Here is a 21,580-nt window from a genome sequence, read left to right as displayed (position 1 = left end):
TTGGTCAGCAGTCGCGTTGAGAGCCTCTCGTACCGATCATAATGCTTATCAATGTCGGCCTGAATTTTGGACACACCGTTTGATCCGTAAGCTGCGCCGATGACTCCACTTCGCTGATTTAAGAGTTTGTTGAGATCGGGCTTGTCGAACTCCGGGTGGTAGCACAGGCCGTAAATGCGATTCTTGAAGCGGAAGGCGGCGTTCTTGTTCCAGCTGGTGCTGCTCAGCAGGAGGTTCCCGGTGGGCGGCGGGGGGCCGGGCTTGTCGGGGTCGTAGCCGGCGGGCGGGGGGAGTTTGGGCAGGTCGAAGGCGTCCTTCTGCCAAAAGAAGGCCGGCGTGCCGTCGCTCAGGCCGAAGAGCAGCGGGTCGGTCCCGCCGGGGAAGGGCAGGCGGATCGTGTCGAACCCGAGGAACGGCGCCGGCTCCGCGTCGTCGCCTTCGCCCTTGGTCAGCGGGCGCTGCGCTGCCCCGGCCGCGGCGGCGAGAATCTGGGCACCAAGACCCAGTCCGAGCACCGGACGGTCCTGTTCGACCATCGGACGGACGGCCTCCACCTCGGCGGCGAGCCAGTCGGGTGTCGGCCCGTACTCGTCGGCGTCGCGACCGTCGTGAGCAAGTCTTTGCGATCCGCCCAGCAGGACGAGCACGCGGACCTCGTCGAGGTCATCCGGCGGACCCTCCTTGGCGACGTCGCGGACGACGGTCGGGATGCCGAAGTCGCGGAAGATCGGCACCAGGCGACCCGGACCGAACGCATCGTCATGGCGGAGGATCAGGCAGTGGCTCATCGACGGCGACGCTACGCCCGGCGGCCTTAGCCCACAAGGCCGGGCCGACCCGCCGACCGGTCACCTCAAACCGCGTGTTTGACAATCGCTAGACGATACCATACATTGCACTAACACAGGTGCTGTTATGGCGATCTCGGTGGACCCCGTCAAGCTCGATTACCTCGCCCAGCGGCCGACCGCCGACCGGCGCGATCTTCCCGAGATTCAGCGTGAAACGCTCCTCAGGCGAGCGGAGCACCTGGAGCGATTCGACCACGCACTGGTCGTCATCAGCCTCCGCCGCAAGCTCACGGTTCGCGAGATGGGCAAGCTGCTCGGCCGCAATGCCGGCGTGATCGCGCGTCGGCTGATCAGCCTGCGACGTCGACTGACCGATCCGGACGTGATTTCGCTCATCCACGGCGGCGAGCGGCTCGATCCGGTCGATCGCGACATCGGCATTTCCGTGCTGCTTCGCAAAGAGCGAATCGACGTCATCGCCTACCGACACCGCCTGTCGCCCGCCATCGTGCGCCGACGCATGCAATTCGTCCGCGGGTGGATCAAGGGACAACGCGACGGGGCGATCCTGGCCCGGCAGGCGATGGCGAAGCAGATGTGATTTCGTTCGACCTTTACTCGTTCAAATGCCCAATCTCACCGATAAACCGCACGTTTCGCCGCTGGTCGTCCGGGTCGCGGAGGCGTTCGGCGTTGCGGCAGACCGGTCGATTCCGCTGCAACGAATGCCACGCGCAGCGGTGCCAGCGGCGGGGACGATCACGCTGCTCGCGGGGCCAAGCGGCGGGGGCAAGTCGACGCGGCTTCGGCAGATCGTCGCCAAGGCCAAGCGTCGCGGGCACACGATTCACGACGTCGCCGGCCTGCGATTGTCGCGTCTGCCGTGCATCGATCAGTTCGGCCGCAGCGACGACCTCGAGGCGGACCTCGCCTTTGCCGCAGGCCGGTTGGCACAGGTCGGGCTGGGCGAGGCACGCGTGCTGATCTCTTCGCCGATGGAGCTCTCCGACGGCCAACGCTGGCGACTCCGGCTGGCGCTGACGGTGGCGAAGATCATCCGAAAACATGGGAGAAATCGGGGCAACACGTCGTTGCAGCGTCACCTGCTCGTCGCGGACGAGTTCGCCGCGGTGCTCGATCGCGTGACGGCCTGCATCGTCGCACGCTCGGTTCGCAAGGCGGTCGACAGGCTCGCCCGCGTCGGCGTTCCCGTCGCGGCGGTCGTCGCGACGAGCCACGACGACCTGACGCTCGCACTCTCACCGGACCGGATCGTGCGATGCGAAGCGTGAAGCGTCGACACGCTCGTTCCGACATCGGCGCGCTTAGCGGTGAGCGGAGCGAGCCCCGGGTCAACGGAGGTAGGACGTCGCGCCTGAGACTCGCTTCGCTCCCCCTCTAAACGCGTCGTTTTCCTTCAGTTTGCGAGGAAACTGATCAAGACGAACAACAGGATTGCGCCGAGAATCGAGACCAGGATGATCAGCTGTTTCTTCTGGTGCTTGTCGAAGTGCCGCGTGCTGACCTTGCGGTTGACGCGCGTCTTGGGATCGCGCTGGTGGTCCATGAAGCACTTGCGGCAGATGCTCACCGGGCCCCACGGCTGGAGGTTCTCCGGCAGCGTCGGCTTCTGGCATTCGGCACAGGGGACTCGGCGGTTCTTGTCGAGCTTGTGGCAGTCGACGCAGAGGTAGCCGTCGCCGTCGCGGTAACGCTTTTTGCCCTTCAGGTCGGCCCCGCACTGGCCGCAGACTTTGGGCTTTTCCGCGACAGCACCCGCGGCCGGGTCGAGCGACCAGCACGTCGGACAGACGGACGTTCGAGAGGACAGCACGGCGATCATCTCCAAGGTTTACAAATCATGAAACAGAGCGAGTCACCCATCGACATGCCTGCGGGCGGGCCGGACTATGCCAAGAAGCCTGCGCGCCCGCAAGGCCCCTCCGGCACGGTGTGGCATCCGCCCGCATGGTTGCCGGGCCGGTGGCGTCTGGTCGAGGGTCGGCCCAGCGATTACAAGCAGGTTGCCCGATGGCACTATCGCGCCGGTCCACCGGCAACGTGGTGCCGGGTCGCGGCGATTCGTCACGAGCGGCCGGGCGTGCCGGGGGACGTGGTCGCGGCGCTGGCGGTGCTGAGCTGGCCGACGATCTGCAATCGCGGCCGGACCCTCGCGTTCGACCTGAAGGGCATTTCCTATCGCGAGCGGATGCGGTGGGGCAACGAGCACGTGCGGACGATCAGCCGCGTGATCGTCCGGCCGGGCTATCGCGGAGCAGGCTTGGCAATGGCGGTGGTTCGGGAGCTGGTGCGGACGTGCCCGTCGCCGTTCGTCGAGTCGACGGCGGCGATGGGGGCGTTTCATCCGATGTTCGAGCGTTGCGGCTTCAGGCGGGTCGAGGTGCCGGGGCACGCGCCCTACTTCTGGAGGTCGTCGGCATCGACGTCGGGATCGGTCTCGGCATGAGCTGGATCGGGCTCGGTACGGGTCGCGGGCTTGCCGAAGACGCGATCGCGAATGGCCTGCCGTCGGGTGGGACCTTGCTTCGGGTCAAGGAGATAGACGGCCGCGGCACCGATGCCGAGCATGGCCAGACCCGTCGCGAGCCCCGTTCCCGCAGACGGCTTCGGTGCGACGGCACCTCGCCCGTGACGCAGGACGCGTCCGGCATCGACGACGCGGTCGTAGCCGACGTGGGCAGCATCGCGGGCCTTGAACGCGGCAGCCGTGGCCTTGGGATGGCGAAGTGCAGCCCGTCCGGCCGTCGCGGCGCCATCGGCGAGGTAGCTGGAGAGCTTCCGCATCACCAGGGCCTTGGCAGCCGTCGTCGCACCGGCGGAGAGCTTGCCCGTGCCGATCGCCCGGAGCAGCCCGGCCACGCCCGCCGCCTTCGCTCCGCTGCCGAGCAGGCCCGACGCACTGACGCTCGCCGCACCGTTCATGGCCGACTGGCCAGCGGTCTCGAGGCGCCCGCGAATCGAGTCGAGCCACGACTCGTCGTCCGACTCGGCCTCGTCGGTATCGACGTCGCCCGCGTCCAGGTCGATGTCCGCCTGACGCGTCTCACGAGACGCCAGTCCACTTGCGACAGCACCGGCAATGCTGACGGCCAGGGGCATCGCCATGGCGACGACGCTGCTGCCGAGGCCGACGGGCATCGACGCCGAGTCCTGCGACGGCTCGTCGGCCGACGGGTCGCCGGAGTCGGTTTCGGCGTGCTGTGGCTGGTCCTCGTGCTCGCTTTCGGTGTGGCCGTTGTCGCTCATCGCACGCGGAGTGCAGCAGCGCGTGTGCCAGACGCTTTGGTGAAATGCGTGCGCGCGAAGCAACCGCCGCGAACGAGCACGGCGGCTGCCCCTGTGGGAGATGAACCCACCTATCTGCAGAAGATCAGTGCCCGATCAGCGACGCCGACGCAGGCCCATCAGGCCCCCGAGACCCAGCAGGGCGAGCGACGTCGGCTCCGGAATCGGCGCGACGGAGATGCTGTCGAGGTACCAGCCGGTCCGTTCGACAACGCCCGTCGTCGTGAACTGGAAGGTCACGTCGACGCTGGAGACGCCGTCGAAGGCGCTGAGGTCGACGACGACCTCGCGCCAGGCGTCGAGGGAGTTTCCGTCGGAGAGGTAGAACTGCGACCCGTTGACGAGCACCTCGGCAATGTCGAAGGTGTTGCCGCCGGAGTCCGACCACTCGTAGAACGTGAGCGTCGTCGCGGTGCTGCCGGACAAGTCGAACACCTGCGACAGGGTGCTGACGGTGCTTGGATTGTGGTCGCCGCCGATGACGGTGCCCCAGGCGAAGTCGCCGTCGAAGCCGCCGGTCGGTTCGAGGCTGGCGTTGGAGCCGACGAAACCGACGGGGATGCCCAGCTCCCAGTCACCAGTCGCGACGAAGCCGTCGGCCCCTGTCTCGAACGAACTGAAATACGGCGTGGCCGTCTGAGCGACAGCCGCGCTCGAAGTAGCCGCGATGCATGCGGCAAACGTTGCAATCTTCATGTGTCTCTCTCTTCCCAAAGAGAAGCCGCCGAGTTGGCGGGCAAGGAATGCCGATGCCGGGAACGCCCCGGCGACGGCGATACGAACAAGCTGTGTTGTCAAAGCGTGCCGATCAATCAGATCCGCATTGGCTCAGCGACGCCGACGCAGGCCAACCGGGCCGGCCATGCCGAAGAGGGCAAGCGATGTGGGCTCAGGGATCAGCGTGCCGAAAGCGAGGTCGTCGAAGCTGAACACCTCAGCGGCGGACGTGCCAGTGCCGAAGGTGAGCGTCACCTCGGTGAAGGGCGTGTCGCTGGTGAAGCCGGCAAACCCGCTGCCGAAGCCGAGCGGCGTGGTGTCGAGCGCGGTGACGCCGCCGACCTCGAAGGCCAGACCCGAGCCGCTCCCGGGGCTAACGAAGTCGGCACCCAGAGCACTGATCGGATCATCAAAGGTCAGCACGACCGTCCGGACCGACGGCGTCGCTCCGACGAAGCCGTCGATGAAGTTCGTGCCGTTCACGTCGCCGAAGCTGCCGCCGGCCGCGACGATGAACTCGGCGCCGTTGAAACCATCGGCGGTGAACGCTCCGAAGTCGAAGAACGTGACGGCGTCGACGCCGTCACCCGGCAGGAAGCCGTCGAAGGTTTCAACGGTCACACTGTCCAGCTCGGCGAGGAACAACGCCTCGTCGAAGAACTCAGTGAATTGCCCGTACGCAGGTACAGAGGCGAGCGAAACGCTCGCGGCGAAAGTGGCAAGCTTCATGTTGTGTCTCTCTCTATCCCGAAAAATCGCAACCGCTGGTAAGGCGGCGATCGGCGCGGTCGTCGTAGCGTACCGGCAGCAATCCGGGATGCAAGCCTTTTCGCGAGGCAGATTCGTCAGATATGGATCGCCTTCTTGTCCGCCGCCATTGCGGCTTCCTTAATCGCCTCGGGCAGCGTCGGGTGGGCGTGGTAGCTGCGGGCGACGTCTTCGAGGCTGCTGGCAAACTCCATGGCCACGGTCGCCTCGCCGATCATGTCGCTCGCGTGCGGCGAGAGGATGTGCACGCCCAGCAGACGATCGGTCTTCTTGTCGCCGATGACCTTGACGCTGCCGTCGGCTTCGCCCATGCCGACGGCCCGACCGTTGGCGGCGAGCGGGAACTTGCCGACCTTGATGCCGTCCTTGCCGAACTTCTCGACCGCCTCCGCCTCGGTCATCCCAACGCTGGCCAGCTCCGGATGCGTGTAAACGACCGCCGGGCAGGCCGGGTAGTTCACGTGCGGTTTGGTCCCCTTGGCCAGCATCTCGGCAACCGTCTTGCCTTCCTGCTCGGCGTTGTGAGCGAGCATGATCTTCCCGATCACATCGCCGATGGCGTAGACGCCTTTCGGGGCGTTCTTCACCGAAAAGTCGTCGTTCACTTCGATGAAGCCGCGCTTGTCGGTCTCGACGCCGATCGCGTCGAGGCCGAGCTTGTCCGTGTTGGGCTTGCGACCGACCGCCACCATGACCTTGTCGACGGCGAAGGTTTTGGAATCACCTCCGTCCTTGGGCTCGACGACGACGCCGACTTTGCCCTTTTGCACCTTGGCCCCCTTGGCGACGTGGCCGAAGTGGAACTCGATGCCCAGCTTCTTGAGGTGCTTGAGCAAGCCCTTGGCCATCTCCTCGTCGCTGGCCGGCAGGATGCGATCCGCGAACTCGACAATCGTCACCTTGCTTCCGAGGCGTGCCCAGACGGAGCCGATTTCCACGCCGATGTACCCGCCGCCGACGATCAGCAGCGACTCGGGCACGCTCTCCAGCTCCAACGCCTCTGTGCTCGAGAGCACGTGCTTGCCGTCGAATGTCAGACCCGGCAGCTCGACCGGAGTCGACCCCGTCGCGATGAGCACATTCGTCGCCCCGTAGACCTTGCCGCCCACGTCGACGGCAACACCGTCGCCTTGCTTGACGAGCTTCCCGTGGCCTTCAAGGTGGGTGACCTTGTTCTTCTTGAACAGGAAGCCGATCCCGCCGGTCATCTTGTTCACGACGGACTGCTTGAAGCCCATCATCTTGGTCATGTCGAGCTTCACGTCGCCGACGGTGATGCCGCGCACCGCCAGGTGTTGTGCCGAGGCGTATCGCTCGCTCGAATCGAGCAGGGCCTTGCTCGGAATACAGCCGACGTTGAGACACGTTCCGCCGAGGTAAGCCTTCTCGACGCAGGCGACTTTGAGCCCCAACTGCGCCGCCTTGATGGCCGCCACATACCCACCCGGGCCGGCACCAATGACGATGAGATCCAACGACTGGTCGGGTTTTGCCATGGGGGCGGGAACACTAGCCGGGCTCTCGTCTGCGCTCGGCCAAATCGCAGCAGGCGTAGCAGACGTCACCAGCGTGTCGCCACGACCGATCAGCCGGTATCGTCTTCCTCATGCGCCTCCTGCTCTGTGCGATCGCTTGCTTCACGTTGCCGGCTTTCGCGGAGCCGACGGACCTCGACCTGCGCGGCGACTTCACGACCGAAGTCTTCCGCGACATCAATGCCGACGCAGAGCCGCTGCCTCAACCGCCGGCCGAGAGCGGCGTCGTGGTGACGAGCTATCGAGCCGAGCTTGGTGATCTGCACGCCTACGCCACGCCAGTTCGCGATGACGGCGTGAAGCGGCCAGCGCTTATCTGGGTTCCGGGCGGTTTCAGCGGGACGGGGCCAGATATCCTCGATCCTTCGGCGGCTGACCCAGCGAATGACCAGACGGTCACGACCTACCTCCAGGCCGGCGACAACGGTGACAGACTCGTCGTCTTCGTCCCCACCTTTCGCGGAACCAACGGCAATCCGGGTCAGACCGAGATGTTCCTGGGCGAGGCCGACGATCTTGTGGCCGCGGTCGAACACGTCAGCGCGCGTCCCGATGTCGACCCCGAGCAGATCTACGTCGCTGGACACAGCACCGGTGGAACCGTTGCACTCATCGCCGCAGCTTTGACCGACGTGCCCGCGGGCGTCCTGTGCGTTGGCGGCGCTCCGGACTATGTCGTCACCCTGCGGCTCGGCGGGTACGGGGTTGAGCCCTTCGACACGTCGGCCTTGCAGGAAGCCAAGATGCGGTCTCCCATTACGTTTGCAGAGCACCTGAAGGTGCCGGTGCTCTACGTCGAGGGCGGGCTCGAGGACGCCTCTGCCGACGGGTACCCCGCTGCAGCTCGGAGGATGGCAGCGATGGCTCCCAAAGCCGACATGACGGTCGTCTTGCCACGCGGTCGAGACCACTTCACTGTGCTCGCGCCGCTCCATCGCGTCGTTGCGCAGAGTCTCGTTGCCGAAAACGGCTTGCCGCAACCGCGTCGCCTGCTTGAGGCCACAAGCGTCGGCCCGGCCGACCCGCAGACCGCGCAGACGATGGGTGACCTCGCACGACTCGGCCCAGGCGGTTTCAAGCAGAAGGGGCTGGTTGTTACTGACGAAGCCGCGGAGGGCCTCAAGGGCTGGCTGAGCGGTGTCCCGGAGCTGGAAGCACCGGTCGTCGTTTTCGATTTCTTCCCTGGCCCGAACGGTCTGATGTGGGACTTCACGGTGACCGACGAGGTCCCCGAGACCTATGTGCGAAAGACCGCCAACGGCATCGCGATCGCGGTCAGTCCGGACGTCGCCGCGGCATTCCAGGGATTGACGCTGACTGTGGACGGCGAGGGGAAATTCGATTTCGAGTAAAACCCGAACGCTGGCGATTGCTCCAACGCGGTCGCCATGCCTCAGGACGTCCGAGACATCAACGCTGCTGCGGCGGTGACGGCCTGCATGATGCCGTCGGCGTCAACGTCGAGGTGCGTCACTGCTCGGACGCGGCCGTGGAGGAGGGAGAGGTCGATGCCGTGTGTGGCCATTTGGTCGACGAACTCGGCGGGGGGCATGGAGGTCACGTCGAAGAAGACGATGTTCGTCTGCGGCTCGCGGATCAGGCGCAGGCCATCGATGACGGAGAGGCCGGCGGCGAGGGTCTTGGCATTGGCGTGGTCGTCGGCGAGGCGGTCGATGTGGTGGTCGAGGGCGTGCAAGGCGCCGGCGGCGATGATGCCGGCTTGACGCATCGCGCCGCCGAACATCTGTTTGTAGCGACGCGCGTGGTCGATGAAGTCGCGGCTGCCGGCGAGGGCCGCGCCGACGGGGGCGCCGAGGCCCTTGCTGAAGTCGATCCAGGCGGAGTCGAAGCCGGCGGTGAGGGTCGCGGGCTTTTCACCCGTGGCGACGGCGGCGTTGAGGAGACGGGCACCGTCGAGGTGCGTGGCGAGGCCGAGGTCTTTGGCGGTGGACGTGACGTCGTTGAGGCGATCGGTTGGCCAGCAGACGCCGCCGGCGAAGTTGTGGGTGTTTTCGACGCAGACCAGTCGCGGCGGCGGGGCGTAGTGGCCGAGCTGCAGGTGCTCGAACCGCTCGCGAACGTTGTCACCCGTGAACGTGCCGTCATCGGAATCGATCGCCTCGATCATGACGCCCGAGACGAGGGCCGCACCGCCGCACTCGGCTCGGACGATGTGGCACTGACGTTCGCAGATCACCGCGTCGCCGGGCTGCGTGTGTGTCTTGACGGCGACGAGATTGCACATCGCGCCGCTGGGCAGGAAGAGCGCCGCCTCCATGCCGAGCAGTTCGGCGACGCGGTCGCAGAGAGCTTCGACGGTCGGGTCTTGGCGACGCTGCTCATCACCGACTTCCGCCCGCGCCATCGCCTCGCGCATGGCAGGCGTGGGCTGGGTCTGCGTGTCGCTGTAGAGGTTGACGCGGCGGAGGCTCATTCGCCGCCAAGGATCTTTTCGCGTTCGGCTGCCTCTCCGCGAATGGTGTTCATCGGGTTGCTCCCACCCGCGGGTGCGTCGTCGCCACCGGAGTCGCCCGCACTGCTCGAAGGCGTCACGGTCGTCTCGCCGGTGCCCTCGGGGACTTCGTCGCCGCCGAAGTACGCCGTCTCGGCCTCGGCGGCAGATGGTGGTTCGGCGGGGAGCGCGGACCGCATCTCGTCAAAAGCCGTGGTGTTCGTCGACGCGTCGCCGAGGTTGAGCGCTTCGATGATGCTCATGCGGACCGTCTGCTTGCGGAGGACCTGGGCGTTCCCGGACTCCGTCACGTAGCGGAAGATCTGCTGGCCGCCCAGCGCGACGCGGGCGTAGGTCTTGAACTCAAGGAACGCGTTGTTTGGCAGACGGGCAGGTGCCCCTTGCGTCAAGCTCGTCGGCAGCTCGTAGACCAGGTCGACGCCCTGCGGGGCGAGCAGGCGATCGTCGGGCGCGTGGCGAACGAACAGCTGAGACGACTCCAGTGTGCCGACCGGGAAGTACTGCTCGCCGTCCACGACGAGCCTCGCGTTGCCGGGCCCGAATCGGGTGTAACCGTCGCCGGCGTCGGGGCCGAACTGCAGCCGCAGGACGACGGCCGTCGTGCCGCTGGTGGGCGTGTAGCGGCTGTTGACGCTCGGGCGGGCGCTGGGCCAGTCGTCACCCGCAACGGCGGGCAGAGGCTCGTCGAACTGGCCGTCCTCCCCGACGGTGATGGCGAAGAGCGCGCCCTGCGGGTGGAGTTGGACGTCGGTCCGTTCGTCGTTGTTGATCGCGACGCGCTGAGCTCCCAGCTGAACGCCGATGCGACGGCCGAAGAGCGCGTCGACGTAACCGGTCGGCCCGCCGGGGTAGACCTCGTCGACCGCGGTCGCGCCGGTGAGTGAGCCGGTCGGGCTGCTGACGGCGTGCATCATGCCAAGCACCCATTGGTCGACGGGCAGCCACATCGCCTGCCGATCTTCATCGCTGCCGATGTCGGTCTGGACGACGTTGGGCACGTCGATGGTCGTGTCGCCGCCGCGCTCGGTCTTGTAGAACTGGACGGCCATTCGGCGGTTTGCGCCGACTTCGTCGTCCTCGATCGGATACGCGCTGTAGCCGAGTGCTGCCTGGCCGAAGGGAAGCTGCTGGGCGACGATGGCCAGCACGCCCGACGCAATCACGCCGACGAACAGCCCCGCCACGGCTGCGCCGACCTTGTCGAAGACGACGGGGTAGCGGACGTTCTTGGGCAGGAAGTTGTCCAGGACGGTCCGGAGCACCATGTACGTCACACCGAACAGCGCTGCCAGCGACAGCGGCATGCCGTACGAGCCGAGCGTCTCGGGGCCGACGGTGAGGGCGACCGTCTCGTGGTAGCCGAAGGCGACAAAGAGCGCGATCGCCGCGCACGCGGCCGAGACCGTGGAGCTGAAGAGCCCTTGCGTGTAGTGGAAGAACGCAACCAGGCCGAGCAGGACGATGCAGATGATGCTGAGAATCATGACGCGACTTGGTTGAAGCTCAGGCGGAGGCCTTGGCGGCGGGACGGGCGGGGGCGTCGTTGGAAAGGACGCGGCGGACCTCGGACAGGTCGGTCTTGCCGGCGATCACGTGTCGGACGGCCGCGTCGTTGAGCGTCGACATGCGGACGTTGCGGAGCAGGTTGCGGACGGTCGACGGCGACGGGTCCTTGGCGAGCTTGGACCGGCCGTCGTCGTCCACGACGAGCATCTCGAACGCACCGATGCGACCGCGATAGCCCAGCCCGCCGCAGAAGGGACAGATGACCGCGTTGCCGCGTTGGTCGACCATCGGCTCGGTGCGCGCCTTGAAGAGCTCGCGGACCTTGCCCTTGGGCACGCCCATCTTGGCCAGCGCCTGTTCGCTCGGCTCGTACGGCACCTTGCAGGCGTCGCACAGCTTCCGCATGACCCGGCCGGCGAGGACCATCTTGACAGGCCTCATCGCTTGCTTGGCGTCGCCGACCTGTTTGATCCACGCCGCCACGCCGCTGGCGACGTCGGAGGCGCGGATGCCGACGTAGACGTACTTGCCTTCCTCGGCGACCAGTCGGAGTAGCTCGTGCGCCGCCTGCTTGCCGGCTGGCTTGCTGGCGACCATGACGTCGGGCTGCTGGTCGGCCAGCCACGAGTACTGGCTTGCGTGCTCGTCTGGCTTCTCGCCGACGGCCGTCTGGGCGATGCCCTCCATCTCGCGGAGGATCGAGCGTTCGGCGGTGACGATGTGCTGGGTGAAGGCGTCGTGCTCCTGCAGCAGGCCGTACATGATCGAGTCGAGCCCGCCACCCTCTGGTGCGACCGCCAGGACGAGGCCGCCCTCGCCGCCGCGGACGAACTCGTCCAGCTTTTCCCGCTGGGTGGACGTCATGCCAAGGGCCGTGGCCTTGGTCTTGTAGCGGTCGCCGGGGTTGACCTCGATGGTCGCGGTTTCGCCGTGCCGCGTGCCACGCGTGATGAGCTCGAGCTCGAAGTGCGTGTCGCTGGTTCGGCCTTTGAACTTGCCCTTCTGGACCTTGCGGTGCTCGCTGGTGTCGAGCCCGGCCAGTGCCTTCAGGTACGCGATCGCCTCGACGGACGACCCGGCGTCGAAGGCGGAGCCGGCGTGGTCGACACCGTCGACGGTCATCTTCGTGCCGTACCGCTGCTGCTCGGGTGTCTCGGCCGTCGCCGGGCGCGGGGCGATCTGGACGATCTGAATCCGCTCGGCCTTGCGTTCGAGCGGCGAAACGAGCATTCGGTGGGCGGTCTCGAAGCCGGCGACGGCCTCTTCGTCGTCGGAGTCGGGGGCATGCTTGTCGCCACGCTTGTCGGTAAGCGTGACATTGCCCGACGCGATGGCAGCCTCTTTTTCCTTCTCCTTGACCTTCTCACCCTTCTTGAAAGTGAACAGGTCTTTGAAGAACTCGCCGATCTGCTCGGGGATGTCCTCGAGCCCGACCGTCGTGTTGCGCCAGACGAGGTAACCGCCGATGCCGACGAGCAGCAGGGCGACGAAGACCCCTGCCGCGACGACGAACGTCGGCACGAAGAACACCGACGCCAGTGCGATCACCAGCAGCGCCCACTCGCCGACGTTGATGGTCTCCCGCGGCAGCCGGGCGGCGGGGGCGTCCTTGTCGAACCACTGCATCGTCCGGAGCCAGACAACCAGCAAGAGCAGCAGAATCGCGATCTTCCACCACGCCGTGAACGGTCCGAAGGTCGACGGGTCGACTGCCTGGGCGACCGGAACGAGCGACAGTGTGAAGTCCAGGGCAGGCAGGGGCATGAGCAGCTTGCGTCCGGTGGTGGCGGATCGACGCCCGAATGCGACACCGGCAGAACCCGGCGACGCCTCGGACCAGGAGGCGGGACCGCCGAGTCAGCCAGAAGGCCCAACGCAGCGGCGGGAGGGCAGTGTAACGCCAGCACCCGCTCCGGGCGAGAGGCGATGCCGCTACAGATCACCCAGGTCGTACCGGGTCGTCTGCCGATAAACCTCGCCAGGACGCAGAATGCAGCGGGACGGACCATCGGCAGGCAGGTCGTGCATCAGATCGGGAAACGCCTGCGCTTCGAGGCAAAAGCCCGAGAGCGCGTCGTAGCGAGCCCCATCCTTGGCCGCGTGCGGATCGAGCATCACGCCCGTGTAGAGCTGCAGGCACGACTCGGTCGTCGCGACAGCCAGCCGACGACGGGCACCTTCGTAGACCACCTCGGCCACCGGTCGGAGCGTTCCGGCGGAACCATTGAGGACGTACATGCTGCCGTGCCGGCCGAAGAAGCCGGCTAGGCGCTCCTCGATGCTCGCCGGCTGCCTGAGGTCTTCGGCCCGACCGTCGACGAAGGCAAACTTGCCCGTGAACCGGAACGCGTCGTCGATCATGGCGTAGCGATCCGCATCGAGCCGAATCGCGTGCCCGCCGATGGTGCCGGCGTCGTGGCCGAGCAGGTGGAGGTAGGCGTGGTTCGTCGGAGCGATCGGCGTCGGGGCATCGGTGGTCGCCTCGTAGTCGAGCTGCAAGCCGCGTTCGTCGAGCCGGTAGGTGACGCTCGCCTCGACTCGGCCGGGGTAGCCGTTGTCACCGTCCGGGCTGACGAGCGAGAACCGGACCGCCTCGCCGTCGACCTGGGCGTCCCAGACCTTCATGTCCCAGCCGGTCTTGCCGCCGTGGAGATGGTTGACCATGGCCGGCGGCTCGTTGGGCTCCAGCTCGTATCGCTGCCCGTCGAGGTCAAAAGTGCCATCGCCGATGCGTCCCGCCACCCGGCCGACGGTGCTGCCGAAGAACGGATGCCGGCCGAGATACGGCTCGAGCGTGTCGTAGCCGAGCGTGACGTCGGTTCCGCGGTGCGAGAACGTCCGGAGCGTCGCCCCGTACGAGAACACCTCAATCTCCAGATCGCCAGCGGCCAGCGTGAAGGCGTCGACGCGCGTGCCGTCGCTTGTGGTTCCGAACGAACGTGCTGCTGGAGCCATGGCCGACGCTACGACCGAGCCCCGCGGGCGACGGACAAGGCCGTGTCCGCCAGCCACTGGTGGGCCTTCTCGCAGGCGTAGTCGACTGCGATGCAGCGTCGATAGGCCTCGATGCGTCGCTCCGGATCGCGCGTGTCGCGGGCAGCGGTGAGGAACGGCAGGTGCAGCTCTTCCCACAGGTGCATGGTCTGAGCAAACGTGTCTGGTGAGCCGGCCTGCTCGCCGCGGGGCAGCTCATCGTCGGCCAGAACCAGCGAAAAGGGCGGCAAGCGGCGCAGAAGTCCGGCCGGGCCGGTGGCCAAAGCGATCTCCGCCGGCGGCAGCTCGACGTCTGCGGTCGGGACAATCGCGACGATCACCCGGCCGTCGTCGGTCATCGGGTAGGCGGCGGCGAGATACGTCTCCAGGTAGAGCCCGCGCTCCTCGGCTAGCTCCCGGACACGCAGTGCCGGCCCGAGATCGGCGGTGCCGGCGACCAGCAACTGCCCGGTCGGGTATCGCTCAACAATCGCGTCCGGATCGGCCTCGTCGCCCCAGAGATCGAGCCGGACGGTGCCCTCGCCGCAGACTTGCCGTCGTTGACGCCTGGCTTCCTGCAGCGGGAAGTAGAGCCGGCCGAGCGTGTCGAAGTCACCGCTTTCCAGAGCAACCGCCTCGGCCTCGACGAGCAGTGCCTCAGCTCGGAGATAGTCGGTCTCGACGAGCGCCCGCTGACCGAGTTCACACATCTGCTGCAGGTCCACGCAGCAGATTAGTCCGTCGGATCAAGCCCCCGAATCGCAAAGCCGCTCGATCGGTCAGGTAGCTGCAGGGCGACGGCCTGCAGTCCTGGACTCGACGGACATCAGGCTGCGGGCCGTAGCCCCGCAGCGACCCGTGCTTTTCGATCAACCGACGCGCTCCATCAATTTCTTGTTCGACACGTGCGGCTTCGTGGGCTAGTGATAAAGCTTGGAGAGCGCGTGTGGCACGACGCCGCCGCCAACCCGCTGCATGTCCTCGATTACCGCCGCCCGTGCGGCGTCCCCGGAGTCCAAACCCGCCCCCGCTGCGCCTGCTAACGATCATCTCGTCGGCGGTCCGTCGAGCAACGGACTCGACCCGCAGGGCCGAATCGCCAGGCGGTTTCCGCCGCATCTGGTCAAGTTCTTCGGCTACATCCTGCGGTACAAGCCGCTCCTGGCGATGGCGGTCTTTGCGGGCGTGTCGAAGTTCACGCTGCAGTTCGTCTTCCCACTGCTCACCGGCCTGGTCGCCGACCACGTCATCGACGGCAAGGCCGAACGCAACGAAGCCTCCAGCGGGGTGCTCACCGATGCCGAGCGGATGGAGTGGCTCGTCTGGCTCTCGGTCGCCAGCATTGTCGTGCTGGTTGTCTATGGACTGGCGACGTTCTTCCGGTCGTATCTGACCGGCCAGGTGGCGTTCCGCGTCATCCGCGACATCCGCCAGGATCTCTTCGGCCACCTCCACCGACTGAGCCTGCACTTCTACTCGAAAGAGCGCACCGGCAGCATCGTCAGCCGCGTCATCACCGACATCAGCCAGGCCGCACAGCTCGTCAACGGCGGCGTGGTGGCGGTCGTGATGGACTGCGGGGCCATCTTCTTCGGCATCGTCATCCTGCTGTTCATCAGCTGGGAGCTGACGATCATCGCGCTGGCGATCTTGCCGATCTACCTGCTCTGCCTGCGTGCGCTTCGGCCTCAGGTCCGACACGCGGGCAAGCTGGTCCAGCGGTCCATCGGCAAGATCAGCGGCAATGTGCAGGAACAGCTCGCCGGCATCGCACTCGTCCAGACCAGCGCTGCCGAGGGACGCGAGGGGCACCGCTTCCGCAACGACACCGAAGAGCACTACGACCGTGTCCTCCACCAAAAGGGCCTGGCCGCATTCACGGAGACTCTGGGCGAGTCGCTCACCAAGCTCGGCACCGCCGCCGTCGCGATCGTCGCCGGATACATCGCGCTCACCCGCGGCACCGTGACCAGCGGCGAGCTGATCCAGTTCGTCGGTTCGCTGGCCGTCATGTACTTCCCGGTCCAGCGGTTCGGCGAGATCAACGTCGTCTACGAGACGTGCATGGTCTCGATCGAACGCGTGTTCCGAGTGTTCGAGATCACGCCCAAGGTGAGGGAAAAGCCCGACGCCCACCCGCACCCGCCCGAGCACGGCGAGGTGACCTTCGACGGCGTCCGGTTCAGCTACAACGACGACTCGCCCGAGAGCCTGACGAGCCTTGCCAGCGAAGACGAGAAGGGCGACCGCGACCCCGTGACCGGCCGGCCGATCGTCGACGCGGAGCGGCCTGACCTCATCTCGCTGTCGACCAAGGCTCGCAAGCAACGTGTACGCGACGAGCTGGCGCGTCAGATGAAGCTCGAGCGAAAGCGCCGCCGACTCGCACGCGAGGGCAAACTCGCCGGGCCGCCACCGGTGAATCGTCGCTGGGTGCTCGATGGCCTGTCGTTCCACGTACCGGCTGGGCAACGCGTCGCGCTCGTCGGCCCGTCGGGCAGCGGCAAGACGACGCTCGTCTCACTCCTGCCGCGGCTGTACGACGTGAGCGACGGCTTCATCCGCATCGACGGCCGGGACGTTCGCGACTATCGCAAGAAGCCTCTGCGCGAGGCGATTGGCATCGTGCAGCAGGACAGCTTCCTCTTCAGCGGCAACGTGCTGGACAACCTGCTCTACGGCCGGCCCGACGCGTCCATCGAGGAAGTCGTCGCCGCCGCCGAAGCCGCCAACGCCGACGGCTTCATCCGCGAGTTGCCCGGCGGTTACGACAGCCCACTCGGCGAGCGCGGCGTGAGCCTTTCCGGCGGCCAACGCCAACGCCTCAGCATCGCCCGGGCCATCCTGAAGGACCCCAAGATCCTCATCCTCGACGAGGCGACCAGTGCGCTCGACGTCGAGAGCGAGCGGCTAGTCCAGGAAGCCCTCGAACGCCTCATGGCCAACCGAACCAGCTTCATCATCGCCCACCGGCTGAGCACCGTCCGCAACGCAGACCGCATCCTCGTCATCGAAGCCGGCCGCGTCGTCGAAGACGGCACCCACGACGAACTCGTCGCCGCCGACCAGCTCTACGCGAAGCTGGCACGCCAGGCATTCAAGGAAAACGACTGAACTGAGAGGGCTCCTGACCAGGCATTGATCTGGTTCACCGATCAAAGAAGCTGTACTACTAGTCGCAGATGCTTGCATCAGACGAGACGCGTCTCATGATCCACGCTCGATGCTTCTAAAGATACTGGCGTTGGTCGCGGTCATCGCGTTGGTGTGTTTTGCACTGGTCGCAGGCCTTATCGCTCTCGCGGTGATCATTCTGCCTTGGTGGGGTGCGGTCATCGCGATCATTGGAGGCTTGGGCCTCGCGGTAGTCGCCGTTCGACTACTGAGCGCACGACTGATCTCATACGTCCTGACGATGCCTTTCCGCATGAAAGGTCGGACTCTCAAGGATGCGGGACTGACAGTTCACGCGGTCGCGCGTGCGGAGCCGCCAGATCGATTTCGGCCGACGGACGACGTGGCAGTGCCCCTGGTATGGACGACGATCGACTGCACGATTTCCCCACGCCCATCGAGCGGGATTTTCACCTTTTGGGACAGCGGCGACCTGATGCTTGTCGATTACAATGATGTCGTTTGCGTGAGGAACGATCCTGACAGCGATGGTGCAGTCGGTGGACCGTCGCCTTGGGAGGAGTTGCTTGTGAAAGATGATGGGAGCTCTGAGTTGGTGACTGGCAAGTTGGCTGGACCGGCACGATTACGGCTCTCGTTCGGCTTACCTCCTGACTTCCCGAATCGTGTGAAGCTCCAGTACTACTTCACCAGCTTCGGCGATATCGACTTGAGCCCCGCCCTGATTCACCCGACTAACGCAAGATCAAGCGTTTCGCCGTAGCGGCGAAGCAGCTCGTCGTGCAAGGCGGCGAGGTCGGGGCGGTCAAGGCGTGGGGAGGAGGCGAGCAGTTTGAGCGCGTCTTCGCGGGCGTCGTGGAGGAGGTCCATCTCTTCGGTCAGGTCCGCGACCTTGAGTGGTGGCAGGCCGTGTTGGCGGGTGCCGAAGAAGTCGCCGGGGCCGCGGAGCTTGAGGTCGACCTCGGCCAGCTCGAAGCCGTCGGTCGTGCGGACCATCGCGTCGATCCGCTCGCGGGCGTCGGGCGTCTGCAGGTCGGCGATGAGGACGCAGAAGCTCTTGTCGCCGCCGCGGCCGACTCGGCCTCGGAGCTGGTGGAGCTGGCTCAGGCCGAATCGTCCCGCCTCTTCGATGACCATCACCGTCGCGTTCGGCACGTCGACGCCGACCTCGATCACCGTCGTCGCGACCAGCACATCGACCTCGCCGGCGCGAAACGCCCGCATCGCCTCCTCGCGCTCCGGCCCCTTCATCCGGCCGTGCATCGGCGCGAGCTTCAGCCCGGCGAGCGGGCCCTTTTCAAGATGCTCCAGGTGAGATTGCAACGACTTCACGTCGCTCGTCTCGCCGTCGCCGATCTGCGGCAGGACGACGTACGCCTGCCGGCCGCGCTTGACCTGAGTGCGGACGAACGCGTAGGCCTTCTTCGCGTCGCGCGGCTCCAGGTGCCGGGTCTCGATCGGCTGACGTCCCGGCGGAAGCTGGTCGATCGTCGTCACGTCGAAGTCGGCGAAGTTCGACAGCGCCAGCGTCCGCGGAATCGGCGTCGCGGTCATGATGAGGTAGTGCGGTGCGTGGCCCTTGTCCTTCAGGTGGCCGCGCTGGCGGACGCCGAGCTTGTGCTGTTCGTCGACGACGACGAGGCCGAGGTTGGCGAAGTCGGTGCCGTCCGTCAGCAACGCCTGCGTGCCGACGGCGAGGTGAATCTCGCCGCTGGCAATGTCGCGCCGCACTGCGTCGCGCTCGGCCTTCTTGAGCCGCCCGGTGAGCAGCTCGACGCGCACCTGGCTGCCGTCGAGGAACTGCGAGAGCGTCCTGGCGTGTTGGCTGGCGAGCACTTCCGTCGGCGCGAGCATGGCCGCCTGCATGCCGTTGGCGACGCCGAGGAGCATCGCGTAGAGCGAGACGACGGTCTTGCCGCTGCCGACGTCGCCCTGGAGGAGGCGGTTCATCGGCACCGGCTTCTTCAGGTCGCCCGCGATCTCGTACGCCGCGTTCTGCTGGGCAGCCGTGAGGTCGAATGGGAAGCGCTGTCGAATCCGCTCGTCGAGTCGACGGTCGATGCGGAAGACCGGTGCTGTGATTCGGCCTTCACGCAGCCGCTTGGTCAGAGCCAGGGCGAGCTGCAGCAGGATCAGCTCGTCGTAGACCATTCGCCTGCGCCCCTCGGCGGCGTCGGCAGCGTGGCGTGGGCGATGGATCAGCCGGTACGCTTCGCCGCGATCGACGAGGTGGTGTCGCTCGCGAAGCTCAGCCGGAAGCCACTCCACGATCGCGCGGCTGGCAGCGTCGAGGTGGTCAGCGACGAGTCGCTCGATCTGCTCGCTCGGCAGCCCGGCGGTTGCGGCGTAGATCGGGCGAAAAGTGTCATCCTCGACGGCTTCGGTCTCGTCGTCGACGAGTTCCCACTTCGGGTTGGCCATCTGCGGCAGGCCGCGAAAGTGACGGACCTTGCCGCGGACGCGGACGTGCATGCCGGGCGTGAGCTTGTTGCGCATCCAGGCGGCGTTGAACCAGACGCACGCCAGCGCACCGCCGGTTCGCTCATCCTTGACCGTCGCCTCGAACCGACTCCGCGGCCGGCCGGCGATGAAGTCGCAGGCGACAACCTCGCCGCGAACCGTCTGGATCTGCTCGGCGACGAGCTCGTCCACGCCACGCTCTGCCGACTCGAACCGGTAGTCACGCGGCAGGTAATCGACGAGGTCGCCGAGCGTTTGCAGACCGAGTTTTCGCAGACCCGCCGCTGTCTTCGGGCCGACGCCGTCGAGTTCAGAGAGCGGTTGGGCGAGGTCGACCAAGGCCCGGCAGCCTACCGCTTCCGCGGCTTGTCCGCCTCCTGGTAGAGGCTGAGCAGGTTGCCGTGTCCATCGTCGAAGTCGGCGGTCCATCCGCCGGGGGCGTGGCTGACGGGCGTGACGATCTGTGCCTTCTGCTCGATGAGTCTGGCAACGACATCGTCGATGCCGCCGTCGTCCAGGCCGAAGACCGGGATCGGGGCCTTGGGCTCTGGCGTTTCGAAGAAAATGAGCGACATTTTCCCGGCCTGGCCCATCATGAACCGCTCCTCGCCCTCGCCGTGGATGGCGATATCGAGGCCGAGCGACTCGCGATAGAAGTTGGCCGCCCGTTCGTAGTCGCGGACGAAGAGGACGATTCCGGTGACGCCGTACTGATCCAACATGGTGGTGCTCCGTTGTGGTGATGCGTTCGAGGCGACGCGGGTGCCGCCTTCACCCGTCTTGTTCCCGCGGGCGGTTGATCTGTGACGAAGAAATCTGTGTGACGAGAAAAAGATTGCCGTCCGGATCGTGGCTGCCGATCGTGTGGTGCCCGCGTCGACGGACGGGCGAGAGCAGAGCCTGCCGTATCAGCCCGACATCAAGTTCGTCCTCGGCCACTGGCTCTTGCTCCTCGAACGACTGGCCTTGCCATGCCTTGCGGACGGTCGTCAGTCGCTGGCGATACGCGGCGTCGGAGAGCTGGCAAACGTGCTTGATCTCGTCGGGCGTCATGCCAGCCAACGCGAGAACGGCCACACGCCGGGCCGCCGGCGGCAGGTTGCGAATCAGCCGACGCTGCGGCCGAGGCGTGGGCGTCCGTTCGACCGGAACGGCTTTCGACTCACGGTCGCGACGTCGGACGTTCGTCCGCGCCTGCTTCATCGCAAGTCGCCTCAGGACGCCCTCGAACCAGCCCGCATCTTCGCCGGCCAGATCCAGTCGACTCTGTGATGTCGCGACGAGCAGCGCATCGTGCAGGAGGTCGTCGGCCTCGCCAATCCGTCGAGAGTGCCTGGCCGCGCGACGTCGGAGCCGTTCGTAATCGTCTGGACGAAGCGGCTCCGCCATGGCGACAGCGTGCCAGATGGCACGTCGGCTGTCACGAGGTCGGCTGGGGCTGATCGTCTGTGTGCCTGGCGAGCAGCCTCGGGCCGAAGGTGGCGTAGGCGACGCTCACGCCGATCATGAGCAGGCCGACGACGATGAACGAGATGGTTCGCCAGCCGCGGCTGACGGTCGCCAGGTCGTAGACGAGCACCTTCGTCGCCGCCACGGCGATCAGAGCCAGTCCGTAGTAGCGAAGGGCGGCGACGCGACGTCGAAGTCCGAAAACCACCAGGCCGACGGCAATTACCGCCCAGCAGATCGAGACGCCAGCACGACGCGTGACGGGCGAGATGTTCATGCTGTCGAGCAGACGCCACAGGTCGAGACTGACCAGCACGATGCCGACCGTCAGGCCGACCGCGCCGAGCAGCCCGCGCATGCCACTGGCACTTCTGGCAATCGGCCACCAGTGCAGCACGATCGTGCCGATGAGAACCAGCCCGACGAGTGTCTCGAAGTTGGCGATCGCCCAGAGCATCGAAGCGCCG

General features: G+C 66.4%; 21 protein-coding genes. 6 read left to right on the top strand and 15 right to left on the bottom strand.

What is annotated here, in order from left to right:
- A partial coding sequence (locus AAGI46_06570) for a hypothetical protein (protein MEM1011869.1) occupies positions 1 to 788 on the bottom strand: 788 nt, incomplete at its 3' end.
- Between the two features lie 127 nt (positions 789 to 915).
- On the opposite strand from AAGI46_06570, the gene AAGI46_06565 reads away from it, so the two are divergent.
- Positions 916 to 1,392 (top strand): hypothetical protein, encoded by a 477-nt coding sequence (locus AAGI46_06565; GenBank protein ID MEM1011868.1) that lies wholly within the window; start codon positions 916 to 918, stop codon positions 1,390 to 1,392.
- Between the two features lie 25 nt (positions 1,393 to 1,417).
- Positions 1,418 to 2,083 carry a hypothetical protein gene (locus tag AAGI46_06560; protein ID MEM1011867.1) on the top strand — a complete coding sequence of 222 codons (666 nt, stop codon included), beginning with the start codon at positions 1,418 to 1,420 and terminating at the stop codon, positions 2,081 to 2,083.
- A gap of 125 nt (positions 2,084 to 2,208) precedes the next feature.
- On the opposite strand, the gene AAGI46_06555 is transcribed toward AAGI46_06560, so the two are convergent.
- A complete protein-coding gene (locus tag AAGI46_06555; protein MEM1011866.1) occupies positions 2,209 to 2,634 on the bottom strand; it encodes a hypothetical protein in 426 nt (141 codons plus the stop codon).
- 18 nt (positions 2,635 to 2,652) lie between these two features.
- Between AAGI46_06555 and AAGI46_06550 the strand changes: the two genes are divergently transcribed.
- Positions 2,653 to 3,258, top strand: coding sequence for a hypothetical protein (locus AAGI46_06550; protein ID MEM1011865.1), 606 nt, complete (start codon positions 2,653 to 2,655; stop codon positions 3,256 to 3,258).
- On the opposite strand, the gene AAGI46_06545 is transcribed toward AAGI46_06550, so the two are convergent.
- From AAGI46_06545 to lpdA, 4 genes are all read right to left on the bottom strand, one after another.
- Entirely contained in the window at positions 3,210 to 4,058 is an 849-nt protein-coding gene (locus AAGI46_06545; GenBank protein MEM1011864.1) for a hypothetical protein, read from the bottom strand. The two genes, AAGI46_06550 and AAGI46_06545, sit on opposite strands and share 49 nt — an antisense overlap.
- Before the next feature lie 135 nt (positions 4,059 to 4,193).
- The gene (locus tag AAGI46_06540) at positions 4,194 to 4,793 is read right to left on the bottom strand and encodes a PEP-CTERM sorting domain-containing protein (GenBank protein ID MEM1011863.1); all 600 of its coding nucleotides are present in this window, start codon (positions 4,791 to 4,793) and stop codon (positions 4,194 to 4,196) included.
- Positions 4,794 to 4,925: 132 nt separating this feature from the next.
- Positions 4,926 to 5,543 (bottom strand): PEP-CTERM sorting domain-containing protein, encoded by a 618-nt coding sequence (locus AAGI46_06535; protein ID MEM1011862.1) that lies wholly within the window; start codon positions 5,541 to 5,543, stop codon positions 4,926 to 4,928.
- A 116-nt stretch (positions 5,544 to 5,659) separates the two neighbouring features.
- Positions 5,660 to 7,078: a dihydrolipoyl dehydrogenase gene (gene lpdA, locus AAGI46_06530; protein ID MEM1011861.1), complete on the bottom strand. Its 1,419-nt coding sequence runs from the start codon at positions 7,076 to 7,078 to the stop codon at positions 5,660 to 5,662.
- Positions 7,079 to 7,188: 110 nt separating this feature from the next.
- Here lpdA and AAGI46_06525 point away from each other — a divergent pair, with 110 nt between their 5' ends.
- Complete coding sequence (locus AAGI46_06525; GenBank protein ID MEM1011860.1) at positions 7,189 to 8,469, top strand: alpha/beta fold hydrolase; 1,281 nt, start codon at positions 7,189 to 7,191, stop codon at positions 8,467 to 8,469.
- 41 nt (positions 8,470 to 8,510) lie between these two features.
- Here the strand turns inward: AAGI46_06525 and AAGI46_06520 are convergent, their stop codons facing one another.
- From AAGI46_06520 to AAGI46_06500, 5 genes are all read right to left on the bottom strand, one after another.
- A complete protein-coding gene (locus tag AAGI46_06520) occupies positions 8,511 to 9,551 on the bottom strand; it encodes a threonine aldolase family protein (protein ID MEM1011859.1) in 1,041 nt (346 codons plus the stop codon).
- The gene (locus AAGI46_06515; protein MEM1011858.1) at positions 9,548 to 11,074 is read right to left on the bottom strand and encodes a CvpA family protein; all 1,527 of its coding nucleotides are present in this window, start codon (positions 11,072 to 11,074) and stop codon (positions 9,548 to 9,550) included. The genes AAGI46_06520 and AAGI46_06515 overlap by 4 nt, the downstream gene beginning before the upstream one ends.
- 19 nt (positions 11,075 to 11,093) lie before the next feature.
- Positions 11,094 to 12,860 (bottom strand): ATPase, T2SS/T4P/T4SS family, encoded by a 1,767-nt coding sequence (locus tag AAGI46_06510; GenBank protein ID MEM1011857.1) that lies wholly within the window; start codon positions 12,858 to 12,860, stop codon positions 11,094 to 11,096.
- Positions 12,861 to 13,028: 168 nt separating this feature from the next.
- Positions 13,029 to 14,051 carry an aldose epimerase family protein gene (locus AAGI46_06505; protein ID MEM1011856.1) on the bottom strand — a complete coding sequence of 341 codons (1,023 nt, stop codon included), beginning with the start codon at positions 14,049 to 14,051 and terminating at the stop codon, positions 13,029 to 13,031.
- A gap of 8 nt (positions 14,052 to 14,059) precedes the next feature.
- Positions 14,060 to 14,794: a hypothetical protein gene (locus tag AAGI46_06500; protein MEM1011855.1), complete on the bottom strand. Its 735-nt coding sequence runs from the start codon at positions 14,792 to 14,794 to the stop codon at positions 14,060 to 14,062.
- A 250-nt stretch (positions 14,795 to 15,044) separates the two neighbouring features.
- Here AAGI46_06500 and AAGI46_06495 point away from each other — a divergent pair, with 250 nt between their 5' ends.
- Together AAGI46_06495 and AAGI46_06490 are read left to right on the top strand one after the other, a co-directional pair.
- Entirely contained in the window at positions 15,045 to 17,183 is a 2,139-nt protein-coding gene (locus AAGI46_06495; protein MEM1011854.1) for an ABC transporter ATP-binding protein, read from the top strand.
- A gap of 130 nt (positions 17,184 to 17,313) precedes the next feature.
- Positions 17,314 to 17,967 (top strand): hypothetical protein, encoded by a 654-nt coding sequence (locus tag AAGI46_06490; protein ID MEM1011853.1) that lies wholly within the window; start codon positions 17,314 to 17,316, stop codon positions 17,965 to 17,967.
- On the opposite strand, the gene recG is transcribed toward AAGI46_06490, so the two are convergent.
- The 4 genes from recG to AAGI46_06470 all read right to left on the bottom strand — a co-directional run.
- Complete coding sequence (recG, locus tag AAGI46_06485) at positions 17,931 to 20,003, bottom strand: ATP-dependent DNA helicase RecG (GenBank protein ID MEM1011852.1); 2,073 nt, start codon at positions 20,001 to 20,003, stop codon at positions 17,931 to 17,933. The two genes, AAGI46_06490 and recG, sit on opposite strands and share 37 nt — an antisense overlap.
- A gap of 11 nt (positions 20,004 to 20,014) precedes the next feature.
- The gene (locus AAGI46_06480; protein ID MEM1011851.1) at positions 20,015 to 20,386 is read right to left on the bottom strand and encodes a VOC family protein; all 372 of its coding nucleotides are present in this window, start codon (positions 20,384 to 20,386) and stop codon (positions 20,015 to 20,017) included.
- Between the two features lie 49 nt (positions 20,387 to 20,435).
- Positions 20,436 to 21,053, bottom strand: coding sequence for an RNA polymerase sigma factor (locus AAGI46_06475; GenBank protein MEM1011850.1), 618 nt, complete (start codon positions 21,051 to 21,053; stop codon positions 20,436 to 20,438).
- Between the two features lie 31 nt (positions 21,054 to 21,084).
- On the bottom strand, positions 21,085 to 21,580 hold a 496-nt coding region (locus tag AAGI46_06470), incomplete at its 5' end, for a DUF2339 domain-containing protein (protein ID MEM1011849.1).

It is taken from the genome of Planctomycetota bacterium, from assembly GCA_038746835.1.
In the GTDB taxonomy this organism is placed as follows: domain Bacteria; phylum Planctomycetota; class Phycisphaerae; order Tepidisphaerales; family Tepidisphaeraceae; genus JBCDKH01.
Note: the sequence above shows the minus strand (reverse complement) of the source record. Positions and strands in the feature narration are given on the sequence as shown.

Bases quoted from the DNA above. Each gene is read 5' to 3' on its own strand.
- AAGI46_06565 (MEM1011868.1), top strand. From the start codon at position 916: ATGGCGATCTCGGTGGACCCCGTCAAGCTCGATTACCTCGCCCAGCGG.
- AAGI46_06560 (MEM1011867.1), top strand. From the start codon at position 1,418: ATGCCCAATCTCACCGATAAACCGCACGTTTCGCCGCTGGTCGTCCGG.
- AAGI46_06555 (MEM1011866.1), bottom strand. From the start codon at position 2,634: ATGATCGCCGTGCTGTCCTCTCGAACGTCCGTCTGTCCGACGTGCTGG.
- AAGI46_06550 (MEM1011865.1), top strand. From the start codon at position 2,653: ATGAAACAGAGCGAGTCACCCATCGACATGCCTGCGGGCGGGCCGGAC.
- AAGI46_06545 (MEM1011864.1), bottom strand. From the start codon at position 4,058: ATGAGCGACAACGGCCACACCGAAAGCGAGCACGAGGACCAGCCACAG.
- AAGI46_06540 (MEM1011863.1), bottom strand. From the start codon at position 4,793: ATGAAGATTGCAACGTTTGCCGCATGCATCGCGGCTACTTCGAGCGCG.
- AAGI46_06535 (MEM1011862.1), bottom strand. From the start codon at position 5,543: ATGAAGCTTGCCACTTTCGCCGCGAGCGTTTCGCTCGCCTCTGTACCT.
- lpdA (MEM1011861.1), bottom strand. From the start codon at position 7,078: ATGGCAAAACCCGACCAGTCGTTGGATCTCATCGTCATTGGTGCCGGC.
- AAGI46_06525 (MEM1011860.1), top strand. From the start codon at position 7,189: ATGCGCCTCCTGCTCTGTGCGATCGCTTGCTTCACGTTGCCGGCTTTC.
- AAGI46_06520 (MEM1011859.1), bottom strand. From the start codon at position 9,551: ATGAGCCTCCGCCGCGTCAACCTCTACAGCGACACGCAGACCCAGCCC.
- AAGI46_06515 (MEM1011858.1), bottom strand. From the start codon at position 11,074: ATGATTCTCAGCATCATCTGCATCGTCCTGCTCGGCCTGGTTGCGTTC.
- AAGI46_06510 (MEM1011857.1), bottom strand. From the start codon at position 12,860: ATGCCCCTGCCTGCCCTGGACTTCACACTGTCGCTCGTTCCGGTCGCC.
- AAGI46_06505 (MEM1011856.1), bottom strand. From the start codon at position 14,051: ATGGCTCCAGCAGCACGTTCGTTCGGAACCACAAGCGACGGCACGCGC.
- AAGI46_06495 (MEM1011854.1), top strand. From the start codon at position 15,045: ATGTCCTCGATTACCGCCGCCCGTGCGGCGTCCCCGGAGTCCAAACCC.
- AAGI46_06480 (MEM1011851.1), bottom strand. From the start codon at position 20,386: ATGTTGGATCAGTACGGCGTCACCGGAATCGTCCTCTTCGTCCGCGAC.
- AAGI46_06475 (MEM1011850.1), bottom strand. From the start codon at position 21,053: ATGGCGGAGCCGCTTCGTCCAGACGATTACGAACGGCTCCGACGTCGC.